We start from the raw sequence: 14,277 nt of genomic DNA on the forward strand, positions 1-14,277 counted from the left end.
AGGGCAAGGGCGAATTTCCTAGGGTTTTCACTGAATGGGCCGCGCCGCCTTGCGCGGCATTCAGCACAATTCCTCTTAAACATACATTTACAACTAGCGACGGAATCGCTACACTGCTGCACAATTGCGAATCACTCGCATTCTCGTTCTCAATCTAAGCATTGGTTTCTATTCCTGGCCTCGCCTTTCGTTCCTTGCACACCAGGTATCTTCCGCGCCCCGTGCGCGCATCGACTCCCCTAGCAACACTGAAATCATGACTGCTCCCCTGAAGACGCGCGCGCGTTTGCTCGCGTCCGCTGGTGCTCTTTACTGCACAGGTTTCCTCGCCGCCACGCCGGCCTTCGCGCAATCCGCCGCCGGCGCCGGCGCCGGCGACGCGAAGGAAGCCACCTTGCCCACCGCCGTTGTCACCGCCGATTCGCCGCTCCAGGCCAAGCGCCTGCCCTCGTACAAGTTCGTCGCACCGCTGCTGGATACGCCGCGCTCGGTCACGGTGATCCCCGAGGAACTGCTCAAGCAGACCAATGCGACGACCTTCGCCGATGCGTTGAAAACCGTGCCGGGCATCACCTTCCTGGGCGGCGACGCTGCGGCGAACCCCTCCGCGGATCGTCCGGTGATTCGCGGCTTCGAGTCGCGCAACTCGATCTTTGTCGACGGCATGCGCGACTCCGGCGTGCAGAACCGCGAGACCTTCGCGGTAGAGCAGATCAGCGTCATCAAGGGCCCGGATTCGGTTTATGCGGGACGTGGCGCGGTTGGCGGCAGCATCGACATCGTCACCAAGATGCCCAAGGCGGATGACTTCACCAATGCCAGCCTGGGGCTGGGCACCGAGGCCTACAAGCGCGCCACGCTCGACGTCAACCGCCGCATCAACGACGAGACCGCGGTGCGCCTGAACGTGATGGGCCACGACGCCAACCAGGCCGGCCGCAACGATGTCTACAGCAAGCGCTGGGGCGTGGCGCCGTCGGTCGCGTTCGGGCTGAACACGCCGACCACGGTGTCGCTGAGCTACTACCACGTCAACACCTACGACATGCCGGACTTCAGCGTGCCGTTCCGCTCGAGCGGCGGCACGCCCGGGGCGGGAACCAGCATCCAGCGCTCGCAGTTCTACGGCCTGAACAACCGCGACTACCGCCGCGGGCAGACGGACACCGGCGAGATCCGCATCGAGCACCGCGTGGACGACAACTGGAAGGTGCGCAACACCACCATGTTCGGCCGCTCCACGCTGGACTACATCGCCACCAACCCGCAGTTCCTGAACGCCAGCGCGAACCTCCTCCAGCTGCAAGCCAAGAGCGGGAAATACGCCACCAACAGCGTCTCCAACCAGACCGAGCTGTCCGGCAAGGCCACGTTGCTTGGCATGCAGCACACGCTCACGGCCGGTGTGGAATTCAGCTGGGAGCGCAGCCTGTACGAGGGCTACCTGGTGAGCGACAGCGCGGGCAACAATATCCGCACAGGCGGCCCCTGCACGATCGCCTACAACTGCACCGCGATCGGCGCGTGGAATGCCAACGCCCCGTGGACCGGCAGCACCGTGCTCAACGGCGACAAGAGCTTCCCCGGCGCGCCCACCAGCACCCGCACCAATGTCTCGTCCGCCTACCTGTTCGACAGCGTGAAGCTGAGCGATCGCTGGCTGTTCAACGCCGGCACGCGCTTCGACCGCTTCGACGTCACCGCCGTGCAGGCCGGCACGCCGGACCTGAAGAACACCGCCAACCTGTTCAGCTACCAGCTTGGCCTGGTGTTCAAGCCGGTCGACACGGTCAGTTTGTATGCCTCCTACGGTACGTCGGCCAATCCGCCGGGCGCCAACAGCGGCCTGGGAGGCGGTACCGACCAGATCACCAAAACCAACCAGGACCTGTCGCCCGAGCGCAGCCGCAACATCGAAGTGGGCGCCAAGTGGGACACGCTGGACCGCCGCCTGTCGCTGACCTCGGCGCTGTTCCAGACCGACAAGACCAATGCGCGCGTCAGCGACGGCCTGGGCGGCATCGTCAACGCGGGCAAGCAACGCGTGCGCGGCGCGGAACTGGGGGTGGCCGGCAACCTCACCAGCAAGTGGCGCGTGTTCGGCGGCTACTCCTACCTGGATGCCATCACGATCGATGCCGGCTCCGCCAATGCCTCGGCATCCGGCCTGCCGATGGTGATGGTGCCCAAGCACAACGTCACGCTGTGGACCTACTACGACGTGCTGCCCAAGTTGTCGATCGGCGGCGGCGCCACGATCTCCAGCCTGACCTACGCCTCGGTCTCGGCAACGTCGCGCAAGTGGACGCCGGGCTACGCGCGTTTCGATGCGGTGGCGACGTATCGCATCTCCAAGACCGTGGATGTGCAACTGAACGTGCAGAACCTCTTCGACAAGAAGTACTACTCCGCCGCGTACCCAATCTACGCAACATGGGCGCCGGGCCGTTCAGCGGTGATGACGCTGAACTTCCATATGTAAGTTCTAGCTTCTAGCGGCCTTCCATTCTACTTTTTAGTTTTCAGCCTTGAGGGCGCTCCGCGGAGCGCCCTTTTTCATTGGCACGCCGTTGCAGGGTGCCTTGTTTTCCACACGGCCTTAATGCTGCCTTAAGCCACGGCGAAATAACCTTGCGCCACGGACTGCGCAGAGCGACCAATCCCGCGCCAGCCCCCCAAAACAACCAACAGGGCAAGCCCGCCCCCAGCGCATAGCACACCTGGAGCACGCCATGAACACGCTGTCCCCCCAGCCGATGCCAGCCTGGCTCAACAAAGTGCCCGAAGTCACCGTGGGCTTCTGGATCATCAAGATCCTGTCGACCACGGTCGGCGAGACGGGGGCCGATTTTCTCGCGGTCAACGCGGGGCTGGGCCAGGCCGTCACCGGCTGCGCCATGGGCGCCTTGCTGGCCATCGCACTGTTCGCGCAGGTCCGGGTGCATCGCTATGTTCCCTGGATGTACTGGCTGACCGTGGTGCTGGTCAGCGTCGTCGGCACGCAGATCACCGATGCGCTCACCGATGGCCTGGGCGTGAGCCTGTATCTGAGCACGGCCGTCTTCGCCGTCATGCTGGCGGGAATTTTCGCGTTCTGGTACCGACGCGAAGGCACACTCTCCATCCGCACGATCTGCTCGCGCCGCCGCGAGCTCTTCTACTGGGCCGCGATTCTCTGCACCTTTGCCCTCGGCACCGCCGCGGGCGACCTGGCCACCGAAGCCCTGGGGCTGGGCTTCCAGCTCGGCACCCTGGTGTTCGGCGCCCTCCTTGCTCTGACCGTAGCCGCGTTCTACCTCGGCGCCAACGCCGTTCTCACCTTCTGGGTCGCCTATATCCTGACGCGCCCGCTCGGCGCCTCGCTGGGCGACCTGTTGTCCCAGGCGCAGACCTATGGCGGCCTTGGCTTCGGCGCGGCGCTGACCAGCGGCATCTTCCTGGCCGTCATCGTCGCCCTGGTCGCGATGGCCCAGCGCAATGCAAGCCAGGCCGTGGGAACAACGACGGCGCCATGAATGACACCGATGGCAGCGCCGTTGCCCTCTTCATCGCCTCCAACCCTTCCATGCAGCAGGAGACCACCATGCGCAAACCCCTTACTACCCTTGTCACCCGCCCCTTCTCCATTGGATTGCTGGCGCTCGCGGCATGTTTGCCGGGCTATGCCGTCTTCTCTTCCACGAGCCTGATCCCTGCGGCCGAAGCCGCAACCGCGTCAAAGCTGGGCGACTTGAGCCCGTTTCGCACGATCGCGGCAGATACGGCATCGCTCGTCGACAAGGGCGACCTTGCCGGCGCGAAGAAGCGCATCAAGGACCTGGAGGTTTCCTGGGACGCCGCCGAAGCGGGCCTGAAGCCGCGTGCGGCAGCCGACTGGCATGTGGTCGACAAGGCGATCGATCGCGCGCTGGAGGCGCTCAGGGCCGGAACGCCGAATGCGGCGGATTGCAAGGCATCGCTGGCCAACCTGATCAGGACGATCGACCAGGTCAGTGGCAAGCAGTAAGGTGCCATTGGTGGCTGGTGGCACGCAAGCGGGATCAAGTGGGTGCGCAGGCATACGCGCTGGCTGACCGTGGCCATCCTTGCCGTTTGCCTGCTGCTGCTGGCGATCCAGCTCCGGCGCGGCACGGTGCGCGCCGGAGCTAGCGGTCTCAATGGTGGCCGCTCAATCCTTGTTCGGATGCGTCATCTCGATGGGCACGATCCAGCGCGCGTATTCGTCCTCGGTGAGATAGCCCAGCGCCAGCGCGGCGGCCTTCAGCGTCAGACCTTCCTTGTGCGCCTTCTTGGCAATGGCGGCCGCCTTGTCGTAGCCGATATGGCGGTTCAGCGCCGTCACCAGCATCAGGTTCTTGTCGAGGTTCTCGGCAATCTTCGGCAGGTTCGGCTCGATGCCGAGCGCGCAATGGTCGTTGAAGGCCAGGCAGGCATCGGCGATCAGCTCGATGCTTTCCAGCACGTTGTGGACCATCACCGGCTTGTACACGTTGAGCTGGAAATTGCCCTGGCTGCCGGCGAAGGCCACCGTGGCGTCGTTGCCGAACACCTGCGCGCACACCATGGTCATGGCCTCGCACTGGGTCGGGTTGACCTTGCCGGGCATGATCGACGAGCCCGGCTCGTTCTCGGGGATGTTGAGCTCGCCAATGCCGCAGCGCGGGCCCGAGGCCAGCCAGCGCACGTCGTTGGCCATCTTCATCAGGCCGCCGGACAGCGTGCGCAGCGCAGCGGAGGTTTGCACCAGCGCGTCGTGCGCGGAGAGCGCGAAGAACTTGTTGGGCGCATCCACAAACGGATGGCCGGTCAGCGCGGCGATATAGGCCGCCGCGCGCGCGCCAAACTGCGGATGCGCGTTCAGCCCGGTGCCCACCGCCGTGCCGCCGATGGCCAGTTCCAGCAAGCCCGGCTCAGCCAGCTTGACGCCATGCAGCCCGAAATCGATCTGCGCCACCCAGGCGCTGATTTCCTGGCCAAGGGTGATGGGCGTGGCGTCCTGCAGGTGGGTGCGGCCCGTCTTGACGATGTCCTGGTATGCCTGCGCCTTGGCCGCCAGGGTATCGCGCAAGGCGCCTACCGCCGGCAGCAGCTTGGTGTGGATCTGCTCGACCACGGCGATGTGCATGGCGGTGGGGAAGGTGTCGTTGGAGCTTTGGCCGCGGTTCACGTGATCGTTCGAATGCACCGGCTTCTTGCTGCCGAGCTCCCCGCCGGCAATCTCGATGGCCCGGTTGGAGATCACCTCGTTGGCGTTCATGTTCGATTGCGTGCCGGACCCGGTCTGGAACACCACCAGCGGGAAGTGCTCATCCAGCTTGCCGGAGATGACCTCGTCGGCCGCCTGCACGATCAGCCGGCCGATGTCGGGCGGCAATTCGCCAAGCTCCGCATTGGCCTCGGCCGCCGCGCGCTTGAGGATGCCCAGCGCGCGGATCACCGGCCGCTGCCAGCGGAAGCGGCTCACCCCGATCGGGAAATTAATGGTGGAACGCTGCGTCTGCGCGCCCCAGTAGCGATCTGCGGGCACATCGATGGCGCCCATCGAATCGGTTTCGGAACGGAATGCGGGCATGGAAGACACTCTCCAAACAAACTACGTCAAGGATCGCCCGGTACTGGGCAACCTGGACCTGGAGGCACCCATCACCGAGCCGGAACAAACGCCAGCGCCAGTGGCGGCCAGGGCGTGACATGCGTTGATCTTTTCAGTTGTGCGCTGTACTGCGCTGTAGTTCGCCGTACAGCGGGAGGACGATATGGTCTCTCCGTTTTCCTTTTGCGGGGGGCAGCCCAGCCGCATGCGTTCCCGCAGCCGCTTCGAGCCAAGACGAACGATAGCCCAGGCGCTGGCCATGGGCAATGAATCCCGACGAAATGAAAGGGGTTCGCGGGCCGTGCGCCAAGCGGGCAAGGCGGGCGGGATGGCTGGCCGGCGAAGCAGCGACAACGGCCCCGGCGCGAGCGCTAGCCGGCACTTTCCAGCTGGGCATCGGGCAAGCTCGCCTTGCCCGCATGCCGCAGCAACGCGCCCGCGATCCCCATGACGATGGCCGCCATGGTGGCACCCGGCCCGAAGATCGCGCTCACGCCCTGGGCGCGCAGCCGCCGGGCGTGGCTGGCGGGAATCACGCCGCCCGCGAAGACAAGCACGCCGGGCCGGCCAGCGCGCAGGCCATCGCGCAGTCCATCGCGCAGTCCATCGATCAGGCAAGGCAGCAACGCCAGGTGCGCACCCGCCAGGGACGATGCGCCCACGGCGTCGACCTGCCCGTGCAGGGCCATCGCCACGGCGTCCTGCGGCGACTGGAACAGCGGCCCCAGCGTAACCGCGAACCCGGCATCGGACAGCGCCGCGGCCACGGCCTTGGCCCCGCGGTCATGCCCGTCCTGCCCCAGCTTGGCAATGAGGATGCGCGCTGGCCTGCCCAGGCGCGCGGCCAGCGCACGGACCTGCGCGCGGGCCGCGTCCCAGGCCGGGCTGTCGTGCACGGCCTCGCCGTAGGCTTGGCGCACGTAGCGAGGCGCCATCGCATGGCGCGGCCACACCAGTTCCAGCGCCTGCGTGCACTCGCCAAGGGTCGCGCGGCAGCGGATGGCGTTCATGGTCAGCGGCAGCAGGTTTTGCTCGCCGCCGCGCGCGGCGTGCGCCAATGCGCGCAGCGCCTGTGCCACGGCTACGCCATCGCGGCTTGCCTTCAGGCAGGCCAGCCGCTCGCCCTGCTGCGCCCGGACCTGCCGCCCATCGATCTCCAGGCAGGCGGGCGCCTCATCGGCCCCCGCCTGGTAGCGGTTGACGCCGACGATCGCGCGCCGCCCTTCGTCGATATCGGCCTGCGTGGTCACGGCCGCGCGATGAATCCGCTCATGGACCCAGCCTGAGTCGATCGCGGCCAGCACGCCACCGGCAGCGGCAATCTCCGCCATCAGCGCGCGCACCTTGTCCGCCATTTGCGCCGTGAGCGCTTCCATCATGTAGGAGCCCGCCCATGGGTCGGCCACGTCGCACAGGCCCATCTCGTGCTGCAGGATCAGTTGGGTGTCCCGCGCGAGCCGGGCGGATGCGGCGCTGGGCAATGCCAGCGCTTCGTCATAGGCATTGGTGTGCAGCGACTGCGTGCCGCCAAACACCGCAGCCATGGCTTCCACCGTGGTCCGCACGATGTTGTTGTCCGGCTGCGTGGCCGCCAGCGACCACCCCGAGGTCTGGCAGTGCGTGCGCAGCATGGTTGCCCGATCCGTGGTGGCACCCAGCTCGCGGACGATCCCGGACCACAGCAGGCGCGCGGCGCGCAGCTTGGCGATCTCGGTGAAGAAATCCTTGCCCACGCCAAAGAAGAAGCTCAGGCGAGCGCAAAACGCATCCACATCCAGCCCGCGCGCGGCCATCTGCCTGACGTATTCCTGCCCGTTGGCCAGCGTCAGCGCCAGTTCCAGCACCGGGTCCGCCCCGGCTTCCTGGAAGTGGTAGCCGGAGATCGACATGCCGTTGAACCGGGGCACATGCCGCGACAGGTAAGCCACCACATCCGCGCAGATCCGCATCGACGGCCCGGGCGCAAAGATCCACGTGTTGCGGACCATGTACTCCTTGAGGATGTCATTCTGGATCGTGCCGCTGAGCTGATCGAGCGGCACGCCGGCTTCTTCGGCGCTCACCAGGAACGCGGCCAGTACCGGCAATACGGCGCCGCTCATGGTCATGGAGACGGAGACGCGGTCCAGCGCGATGCCATCGAACAGGCGCTTCATGTCCTCGACGGAATCGATCGCCACGCCAGCCATGCCAACATCCGCCTGCGCCAGCGGGTGATCGGAGTCATAGCCACGATGGGTCGGCAGATCGAACGCGACCGACAAACCCTGCGCCCCCTGCGCCAGCGCCTGCCGGAATGCCAGGTTGGAGGCGGTGGCGTCGGCAAAGCCCGCGTACTGCCGGATGGTCCATGGCTTGCCCGCGTACATGGAGCGATGCGGCCCGCGCACGAACGGCGCCTCGCCTGGCAGGCTGCCCAGATGCTGCAGCCCGTCCAGGTCGGCGGCCGTGTAGACGGGCTTGCGCGCCAGTCCGCCATCCTTGTCTGCGCTCATCGCACTCTCCAACGCTTGCGTGTCACCACATCGGCGATCTTCTCGCCGTCGCTGCCGCGCCGCACCTCGCACCAATGGGCCAGCCCGCCCTGCCCGAACTCCACCGCGGAGAACGACAGCTCCAGCGCTTCGCCAAGGTTGACGTTGCCGTGGAAGAACAGGTCGCGCCCGGCAATCACCGGCGGCTCGTCGAAACGCTGCCATTGCCATTCGGCACGATCGACGATGGCCTGGAAGTTGGCGAAGTAGAGCAGGTCCGCGCCGTTGAAGTCGGCATAGGGGCAAGGCAGGTACTCGGCCATGTGGCTGCCGAGGTGCCGTGCCCGCTCCAGGCCAAGATGGGAGGACCAGTCGCCCGCCCGGAAGCGCTTGGCCAGCGCGCCCATCTCCGCCGCCGCAGCAGGTGGCGGCCCGTCCGCCGGCAGGTTGAAAGCGGCCCTGACCACCGAACGATTGTCGCGCTCGCGCTCACGGCGGATAAAGGTGGACACCATCGATACCTCGGCCCGCCTGGTGCCTGGCCCGTCACTATCACCTTCGCCATCACCATCGCCATCGCGCCTCAGTGCATGCGTGCTGAAGTGGCGCGCGCCGGCCACCCGCATCAGCTGCGTGTTCACCGAGAAGCCATCGTTTTCGCCAAGCCCTTCCAGCGATGCCTCCCGCAGCCGGATCGCGGTGAACGCGGCATAGGCCTTGTTGCCCTGCGCGTCCCGGAACTCCGGCAACGCCTGCCCGGACAGCGCCGCCAGCCCTTGCCAGTGCAGGTCGCCGCAAGCCTTGAGCAGCCAGTTCTCCGACAGGCCGGTATAGGACAGGTTCGGCATGCCGGCGACATAGCTTGTGCTCGCGCGGAACATGTCAGGCTGCCAAGGCTTGCGCGCCGCGCTTTTCGCTGACGATGGCCGCCAGATATTCCGCATCGCGCGCAATGCCGGAGAAACGCCCGGAGCCCCAGGTGTGCAGCCACGGCAGGCCCAGGAAATACAGGCCGTCCTGCGCCGTCACGCCGCGCACGTGGCCGGGATAGCCGCGCCCGTTGAAGACCGGCGCCTCCAGCCAGCTGAAATCCGGGCGAAAGCCGATGCACCAGACGATGGTGCCAATGCCCGCCTGCGCCAGGTCCAGTGCCCAACGCTCCTCGCCCGGCGACCAGACCGGCGCATACGTGCTGGCGGGCGGCGCGGCGATGCCGTGCTTGTCGATGAATTTGTCGATGCTGGCGTTGATGCGGTTGTAGGTGTCGTCCGCATCATCCAGGTTGGCCTTCAGGTTCGGCGTGAAGCGCAGCTTGCCGTCATGGAAATCCTCCAGCGCGCCGAACAGCTCCATGCCTTCGGTGGCGAACTTGCGCAGGTCGATGTCGCGCCCGCCATCGCGGCCGGTCACATAGTGATTGGTGTTGTCTCGCACGCCCTCGCGCAGCGGATGCTCCTGCACCGGCATGTCGTAGTACTGCATGTCGGCCAGCCAGTCCACCACGTCGCGGCCACGGTAGAAGCGCGCGCAGCGCGGCGCCTGTCCCACCGCCAGGAACACCTTGCGGCCCGCCAGGTGCAGGTCTTCGGCAATCTGCGCGCCGGACTGGCCGGAACCCACCACCAGCACGCCGCCCTCCGGCAAGGCCTGCGGGCTGCGGTACTCGGAGGACTGGATCTGCCGGATGCCCGCCGGCAGGCGCTCGGCCATGCGCGGCACGATCGGCGTGTGATAGCCGCCTGAGGCCACCACCACCTGACCGGCGGTGAAGTCGCCCTGCGAGGTGCAGACCAGATAGCCGCCCTGCTCCAGCGGCTTCACGCGCAACACCTCGGTGTGCTCCAGCACCGGCGCATTCACCATGCCGATAAAGCCATCGAGGTAGGCGGTGATCTCGTCCTTCTTCATGAAACCGTGCGGGTCGTTGCCCTGGTAGGGATAGCCGGGCAAGGCACACTGCCAGTTTGGCGTGACCAGGCAGAAGGCATCCCAGCGCTGGCTGCGCCAGGTGTGGGTGACGGTGTGCTTCTCGATGACGAGATGATCGATGCCGGCCTGCTTGAGGTAGTAGCTCATGGACAAGCCAGCCTGGCCGCCACCGACGATGATGACGCTGTAGTGCTTGAGCGAGCCAGTGGCCTGGGTTTCGTTAAGAGGGGTAGACATGTTGGGTCCTTCCTTGAATGCTGAAAAATACGCTAAGGCCTGCGCAAACCGGGCTACCGGCCAAAGCCGATCACGCGCACCGTGGCGCCAGGCTGCGCGCAAAAACGCGCGGCGGTGGTCTCGATCTGTTCAAGCTGGTCCATGGCAGAGGAGCAGGCATAGCCATACTTCGCCCTGACGCGCTCCGAGGCACTGCCAAGCGCCTGCCTGGCGATCGCCAGGAACTCGGCGAGCGCGTAGTCCTGTCCCGGGACAAAGAACTCGGTGACCACCGAGGACGGGGAATAACAGGTGACCTCGGTCTGATCGGGCCAACGTACCCGGAAATGTGTCACTGGCATGGCCTCTCCTCAGGCATCGATGGGGTGGCATCCCGCGCCGGGCAACCAGCCTGCGGGACGATAAATGCATCGCGCGCGAAATCCCACAGCAGCGCGGTTTCGCCGGCGCCGCTGACCAAGACCTGCCGCGAATCGTCGATGACGCCGATCTCCGCGCAGGCAATGTCCCGCGCCTTGAATCGCTCGCTCACACGCTCCGCGTCCTGCTCGCGCACGGCCAGCAGGAAGCCGTAGCTCGGGAATGCCGTGAGCCAGCGCGCCATCGGCACCCCCACGGGCGCCGGGATGCGGCCCAGGTCGATCCGCGCGCCCACGCCGGAGCACTCCAGCAGCATCAGCGCCGTGCCCAGCGTGCCGGCCATGCTGATGTCCTTGGCCGCGACGCACAGGCCGTCCTCGGCCAGCGCGGGCAGCAGTTCGAGATCGGCCCGCAGCCGCGCGGGCGGCGCTTCGGTGGAGGCGTTCCAGTACGGGTACGGCTCGGCAAAGGCGCCACGCAAATCGACGGCCATCAGCAACCGGTCGCCCGGGCGCGCCGCGAAGCTCGATAGCAGGCGCCGCGCCCGCCCGACAATGGCCACCGCAAGCTGGGCCTGATCGCTGCGGGCATTGCTATGCCCGCCGACGATGGGCACGCCATAAGCTGCGGAGGCCGCCGCCATGCCCTTGAGCACTTCGGCGGCCTGCGCCACGCCGTCGCTCCAGATGGCGTCCACCACCGCCAGCGGACGGCCGCCCATGGCATAGATATCACTGACGTTGACCATCACCGCGCTGTAGCCCGCGAACCACGGCCTGGCATCGATGAAATCCCGGACCATGCCTTCGATCGCGAACAGCAGGTAGCCGTCATGGTCGGCAATCGCGGCGCAATCGTCGCCCACCGCCACCGCCTGGCCGAGATCGCGCATGCCGCCCGGCAGCGCATTGCCCAGCGACGACAGCACGCCGGCGATATCGGTCTTGTGGCCAAAGCCGCGGCTGGCGCGCAGGCTTTCCACGATCTGCGCGACGTTCATACCCCGCTCCTGCCCAGTGTCGACAGGCCAACGCGCGGCGTCAGGCACGCCGGGTAATGGTCCAGGTCCGCCTGCATCAGGTGGTGCGGGCGGCCAAGCAGCGTTTCCTCGGCCAGCACGTCCCAATGCAGGCGGCGGAACAACGGCACATTCTGGCTCTGCACATGCGCGAGGAATCGGGTGCAGCCCAGCCCGTTGGCGCTGCTCACCGCCAGCTTGATCAGCGTCGCGCCGATCTTGCCGTGGCTGCGGTACGCGGCGTGCACGGCCAGCCGGGAGCCAAACCACACGCCGGGCTCGGTCTCGTGGATGCGCACGGTGCCGACCACCGTCTCCGGCGCATCCGCCTCGCACTTCACCGCCACCAGCAACTGCGCGGTGTCGTCGATCGCGTCGCGGTCGTCGCCAACAAAGATGCCCTGCTCATGGCAGAACACCGCCCGGCGCAGCGCCATGGCCTCGTCGGCCTCCCACTGCGCCCCGACCCAGCGGATGCGAAACGTCGTGGCCGCGGGCACTTCCACACAGAGATCGTCGTTCATGCCGCCACCTCTTCATACGAAGACAGCGAGGAGCAGGCGCCGCACTTGCCGCAGCCCGCCTTGATATCCGCCGAGCGCATGCCCGCCGCGCTGATCATCGCGCCCAGCGGCTTGAGGATGGCCTTCATGAATTCAGGCGGCGGCGCGGGATGGTCTTCCAGCGGCGTGCCGGTGATGGGCACGAAGGGCACCACGAAGGGATAGACGCCAAGCGCAACCAGTTCCTTCGAGATCGACAGGATGGTCTCAACGCTATCGCCGAGCCCGGCGAGGATATAGGTGCTCACCTGCCCCCGGCCGAACACGGCGACTGCAGCCTTGAAGGCTTCCATATAGCGGCTGATCGGCACCGCCGCCTTGCCCGGCATGATCCGCTCGCGCAGGGCGGGCGTGACCACTTCCAGGTGCATGCCCAGCGTATCGATGCCGGAGGCTTTCATGCGTTCGAACCAGCGGTCGTCGTCCGGCGGCTCGCATTGCGCCTGGATGGGCAGGTCCACCGCAGCCTTGATGGCAAAAGCGCTTTCGCAAAGAATCGCGGCGCCGCGGTCCGGCGTGGGCGGCGTGCCGGTGGTCAGCACCATATGCTTGACGCCGTCCAGCAGCACGGCGGCGCGCGCCACTTCGGCCAGTTGCTCCGGCGTCTTGCGCGCAATGGTGCGACCGGCCGCGACCGATTGCCCGATCGCGCAGAACTTGCAGGTCTTGCGCCGGCTCTCGTAGCGGATGCAGGTTTGCAGCACCGTGGTGGCCAGCACGTCCGCGCTGTGCAGCGTGGCGATGTGCGAGTACGGCACGCCCTCCATCGTCTGCAGCGCATAGAAGCGCGGCGCTTTCGGAAAGCTGATGTTCGCGATCGGGATGGTGCCGCGCAGCAGCGCGCTGGTGCCCTTGCCATCCGGCGCCGACGCCACGTACGGCGAATGCCAGGCGGTATTGGTATGCACCGGCACCATGATGGTCACGCCATCCACGGTCACCGCCTTGTGGTCGGACGGGCCCGCGCCGCCGCGCCGGCTGGCCGCGCCCGCTGCGGGGTCCAGCAGGCGCAGCCCGACCGATTGCAGCTCGGTCCGAAGCTCAGTTACCGACAACCGGCTCGAGGCCGGCGTCATCTCGCTGGAGTTCATGGTGGGTGCTCCCGTGGTAGTTGGAGAATGCGCTGGCCATGGGCGATGCGGTCGCCGCCGGCCGGTCGTTGATGGCAAGACTGAGCAATTCAGGCCGGGCGTAATGCCCCACCGAATCCATCATTCGCTTGCGCTTGGTGATCAGCGACATATCCAGGTCGGCAATCACCATGCCTTCGCCCTCGCGCAGCGGCGGCGCCAGGTGCTGGCCCTCCGGCGACACGATGGCGGTGTTGCAGCCGCCGCGCAGCGCCTTTTGCAAGGCGGGGTCGGTGGTCACCGAGGCGATCTGCTCGTCGGTCAGCCAGCCGGTGGCGTTGACCACGAAGCAGCCGGACTCCAGCGCGTGATGGCGGATGGTGACTTCGATCTGATCGGCAAAGATGGGGCCCACCAGCGAGCCGGGAAACTGGCTGCAGTGGATTTCCTCGTGCTGGGTCATCAGCGCGTAGCGGGCCAGCGGGTTGTAGTGCTCCCAGCAAGCCAGCGCGCCCACACGGCCGATGGCGGTTTCGGCCACCTTCAGGCCGGCCGCGTCGCCCTGGCCCCAGATCATCCGCTCATGGAACGTCGGCGTGATCTTGCGGCGCTTGAGCACCAGGCGGCCGTCGGTATCAAAGATGAGCTGCGTGTTGTAAAGACTGCCGTGGTCGCGCTCGTTGACGCCGAGCACCACCACCATGGCGTGCCGGCGCGCGCGCTCGGACACGGCATGGGTGACGGGGCCGGGCACCACCACCGCCTGCTCGTACAGCCGCATATGGTCGCTACCGGATTGCACGGGTGGCCGTACAAAGGAGAAGTACGGGTAGTACGGCAGGAAGGTTTCCGGAAAGACGATCAGCTGCACGCCTTCCCGTGCGGCGCGGTCGATGGCCTCGCAGACTTTGCCAAGCGTGCCTTCGCCGTGCTCCAGGTCCGGTGAGATCTGGACCGCGGCCGCGCGCACAATGCGTTTCTGTGACATGGTGATGCCCGCCCTTTCTTTTCAGCGTGAATGCATGAATGCGTG

At 66.6% G+C, this 14,277-nt stretch carries 12 protein-coding genes; 3 read left to right on the forward strand and 9 right to left on the reverse strand.

Annotated elements, in window-relative coordinates; all coding sequences use genetic code 11:
* The first annotated feature begins 256 nt into the window (after nt 1–256).
* The 3 genes from A9975_RS26385 (at nt 257) to A9975_RS26395 (ending at nt 4,006) form a co-directional block, all read left to right on the forward strand.
* Nucleotides 257–2,482 (forward strand): TonB-dependent siderophore receptor, encoded by a 2,226-nt coding sequence (locus A9975_RS26385; protein WP_183035324.1) that lies wholly within the window; start codon nt 257–259, stop codon nt 2,480–2,482.
* A gap of 250 nt (nt 2,483–2,732) precedes the next feature.
* Complete coding sequence (locus A9975_RS26390; RefSeq protein ID WP_183035325.1) at nt 2,733–3,515, forward strand: hypothetical protein; 783 nt, start codon at nt 2,733–2,735, stop codon at nt 3,513–3,515.
* A 68-nt stretch (nt 3,516–3,583) separates the two neighbouring features.
* Complete coding sequence (locus A9975_RS26395) at nt 3,584–4,006, forward strand: hypothetical protein (protein ID WP_370565590.1); 423 nt, start codon at nt 3,584–3,586, stop codon at nt 4,004–4,006.
* A gap of 162 nt (nt 4,007–4,168) precedes the next feature.
* Here the strand turns inward: A9975_RS26395 and fumC are convergent, their stop codons facing one another.
* The 9 genes from fumC to A9975_RS26440 form a co-directional block, all read right to left on the reverse strand.
* Entirely contained in the window at nt 4,169–5,572 is a 1,404-nt protein-coding gene (gene fumC / locus A9975_RS26400; protein WP_150988940.1) for a class II fumarate hydratase, read from the reverse strand.
* A 392-nt stretch (nt 5,573–5,964) separates the two neighbouring features.
* Complete coding sequence (gene scpA / locus A9975_RS26405) at nt 5,965–8,088, reverse strand: methylmalonyl-CoA mutase (RefSeq protein WP_183035327.1); 2,124 nt, start codon at nt 8,086–8,088, stop codon at nt 5,965–5,967.
* The gene (locus A9975_RS26410) at nt 8,085–8,948 is read right to left on the reverse strand and encodes a Pnap_2097 family protein (protein ID WP_183035328.1); all 864 of its coding nucleotides are present in this window, start codon (nt 8,946–8,948) and stop codon (nt 8,085–8,087) included. The genes scpA and A9975_RS26410 overlap by 4 nt, the downstream gene beginning before the upstream one ends.
* Before the next feature lies 1 nt (nt 8,949).
* On the reverse strand, nt 8,950–10,233 hold the full coding sequence (locus A9975_RS26415) for an MSMEG_0569 family flavin-dependent oxidoreductase (protein ID WP_183035329.1): 1,284 nt from the start codon (nt 10,231–10,233) through the stop codon (nt 8,950–8,952).
* Nucleotides 10,234–10,286: 53 nt separating this feature from the next.
* Nucleotides 10,287–10,574: an MSMEG_0570 family nitrogen starvation response protein gene (locus A9975_RS26420; RefSeq protein WP_150988928.1), complete on the reverse strand. Its 288-nt coding sequence runs from the start codon at nt 10,572–10,574 to the stop codon at nt 10,287–10,289.
* A complete protein-coding gene (locus tag A9975_RS26425) occupies nt 10,565–11,593 on the reverse strand; it encodes a sll0787 family AIR synthase-like protein (protein ID WP_183035330.1) in 1,029 nt (342 codons plus the stop codon). Before A9975_RS26425 ends, A9975_RS26420 begins: the two co-directional genes overlap by 10 nt.
* On the reverse strand, nt 11,590–12,135 hold the full coding sequence (locus A9975_RS26430; RefSeq protein ID WP_183035331.1) for an MSMEG_0567/Sll0786 family nitrogen starvation N-acetyltransferase: 546 nt from the start codon (nt 12,133–12,135) through the stop codon (nt 11,590–11,592). The genes A9975_RS26425 and A9975_RS26430 overlap by 4 nt, the downstream gene beginning before the upstream one ends.
* Complete coding sequence (locus A9975_RS26435) at nt 12,132–13,265, reverse strand: MSMEG_0568 family radical SAM protein (protein WP_183035332.1); 1,134 nt, start codon at nt 13,263–13,265, stop codon at nt 12,132–12,134. The genes A9975_RS26430 and A9975_RS26435 overlap by 4 nt, the downstream gene beginning before the upstream one ends.
* The gene (locus A9975_RS26440) at nt 13,216–14,232 is read right to left on the reverse strand and encodes a Nit6803 family nitrilase (protein ID WP_150988917.1); all 1,017 of its coding nucleotides are present in this window, start codon (nt 14,230–14,232) and stop codon (nt 13,216–13,218) included. The genes A9975_RS26435 and A9975_RS26440 overlap by 50 nt, the downstream gene beginning before the upstream one ends.
* Between the last annotated feature and the right edge of the window lie 45 nt (nt 14,233–14,277).

It is taken from the genome of Cupriavidus sp. UME77, from assembly GCF_014170355.1.
In the GTDB taxonomy this organism is placed as follows: Bacteria; Pseudomonadota; Gammaproteobacteria; order Burkholderiales; family Burkholderiaceae; genus Cupriavidus; species Cupriavidus basilensis.

Bases quoted from the DNA above. Each gene is read 5' to 3' on its own strand.
- A9975_RS26385 (WP_183035324.1), top strand. From the start codon at position 257: ATGACTGCTCCCCTGAAGACGCGCGCGCGTTTGCTCGCGTCCGCTGGT.
- A9975_RS26390 (WP_183035325.1), top strand. From the start codon at position 2,733: ATGAACACGCTGTCCCCCCAGCCGATGCCAGCCTGGCTCAACAAAGTG.
- A9975_RS26395 (WP_370565590.1), top strand. From the start codon at position 3,584: ATGCGCAAACCCCTTACTACCCTTGTCACCCGCCCCTTCTCCATTGGA.
- fumC (WP_150988940.1), bottom strand. From the start codon at position 5,572: ATGCCCGCATTCCGTTCCGAAACCGATTCGATGGGCGCCATCGATGTG.
- scpA (WP_183035327.1), bottom strand. From the start codon at position 8,088: ATGAGCGCAGACAAGGATGGCGGACTGGCGCGCAAGCCCGTCTACACG.
- A9975_RS26410 (WP_183035328.1), bottom strand. From the start codon at position 8,948: ATGTTCCGCGCGAGCACAAGCTATGTCGCCGGCATGCCGAACCTGTCC.
- A9975_RS26415 (WP_183035329.1), bottom strand. From the start codon at position 10,233: ATGTCTACCCCTCTTAACGAAACCCAGGCCACTGGCTCGCTCAAGCAC.
- A9975_RS26420 (WP_150988928.1), bottom strand. From the start codon at position 10,574: ATGCCAGTGACACATTTCCGGGTACGTTGGCCCGATCAGACCGAGGTC.
- A9975_RS26425 (WP_183035330.1), bottom strand. From the start codon at position 11,593: ATGAACGTCGCGCAGATCGTGGAAAGCCTGCGCGCCAGCCGCGGCTTT.
- A9975_RS26430 (WP_183035331.1), bottom strand. From the start codon at position 12,135: ATGAACGACGATCTCTGTGTGGAAGTGCCCGCGGCCACGACGTTTCGC.
- A9975_RS26435 (WP_183035332.1), bottom strand. From the start codon at position 13,265: ATGAACTCCAGCGAGATGACGCCGGCCTCGAGCCGGTTGTCGGTAACT.
- A9975_RS26440 (WP_150988917.1), bottom strand. From the start codon at position 14,232: ATGTCACAGAAACGCATTGTGCGCGCGGCCGCGGTCCAGATCTCACCG.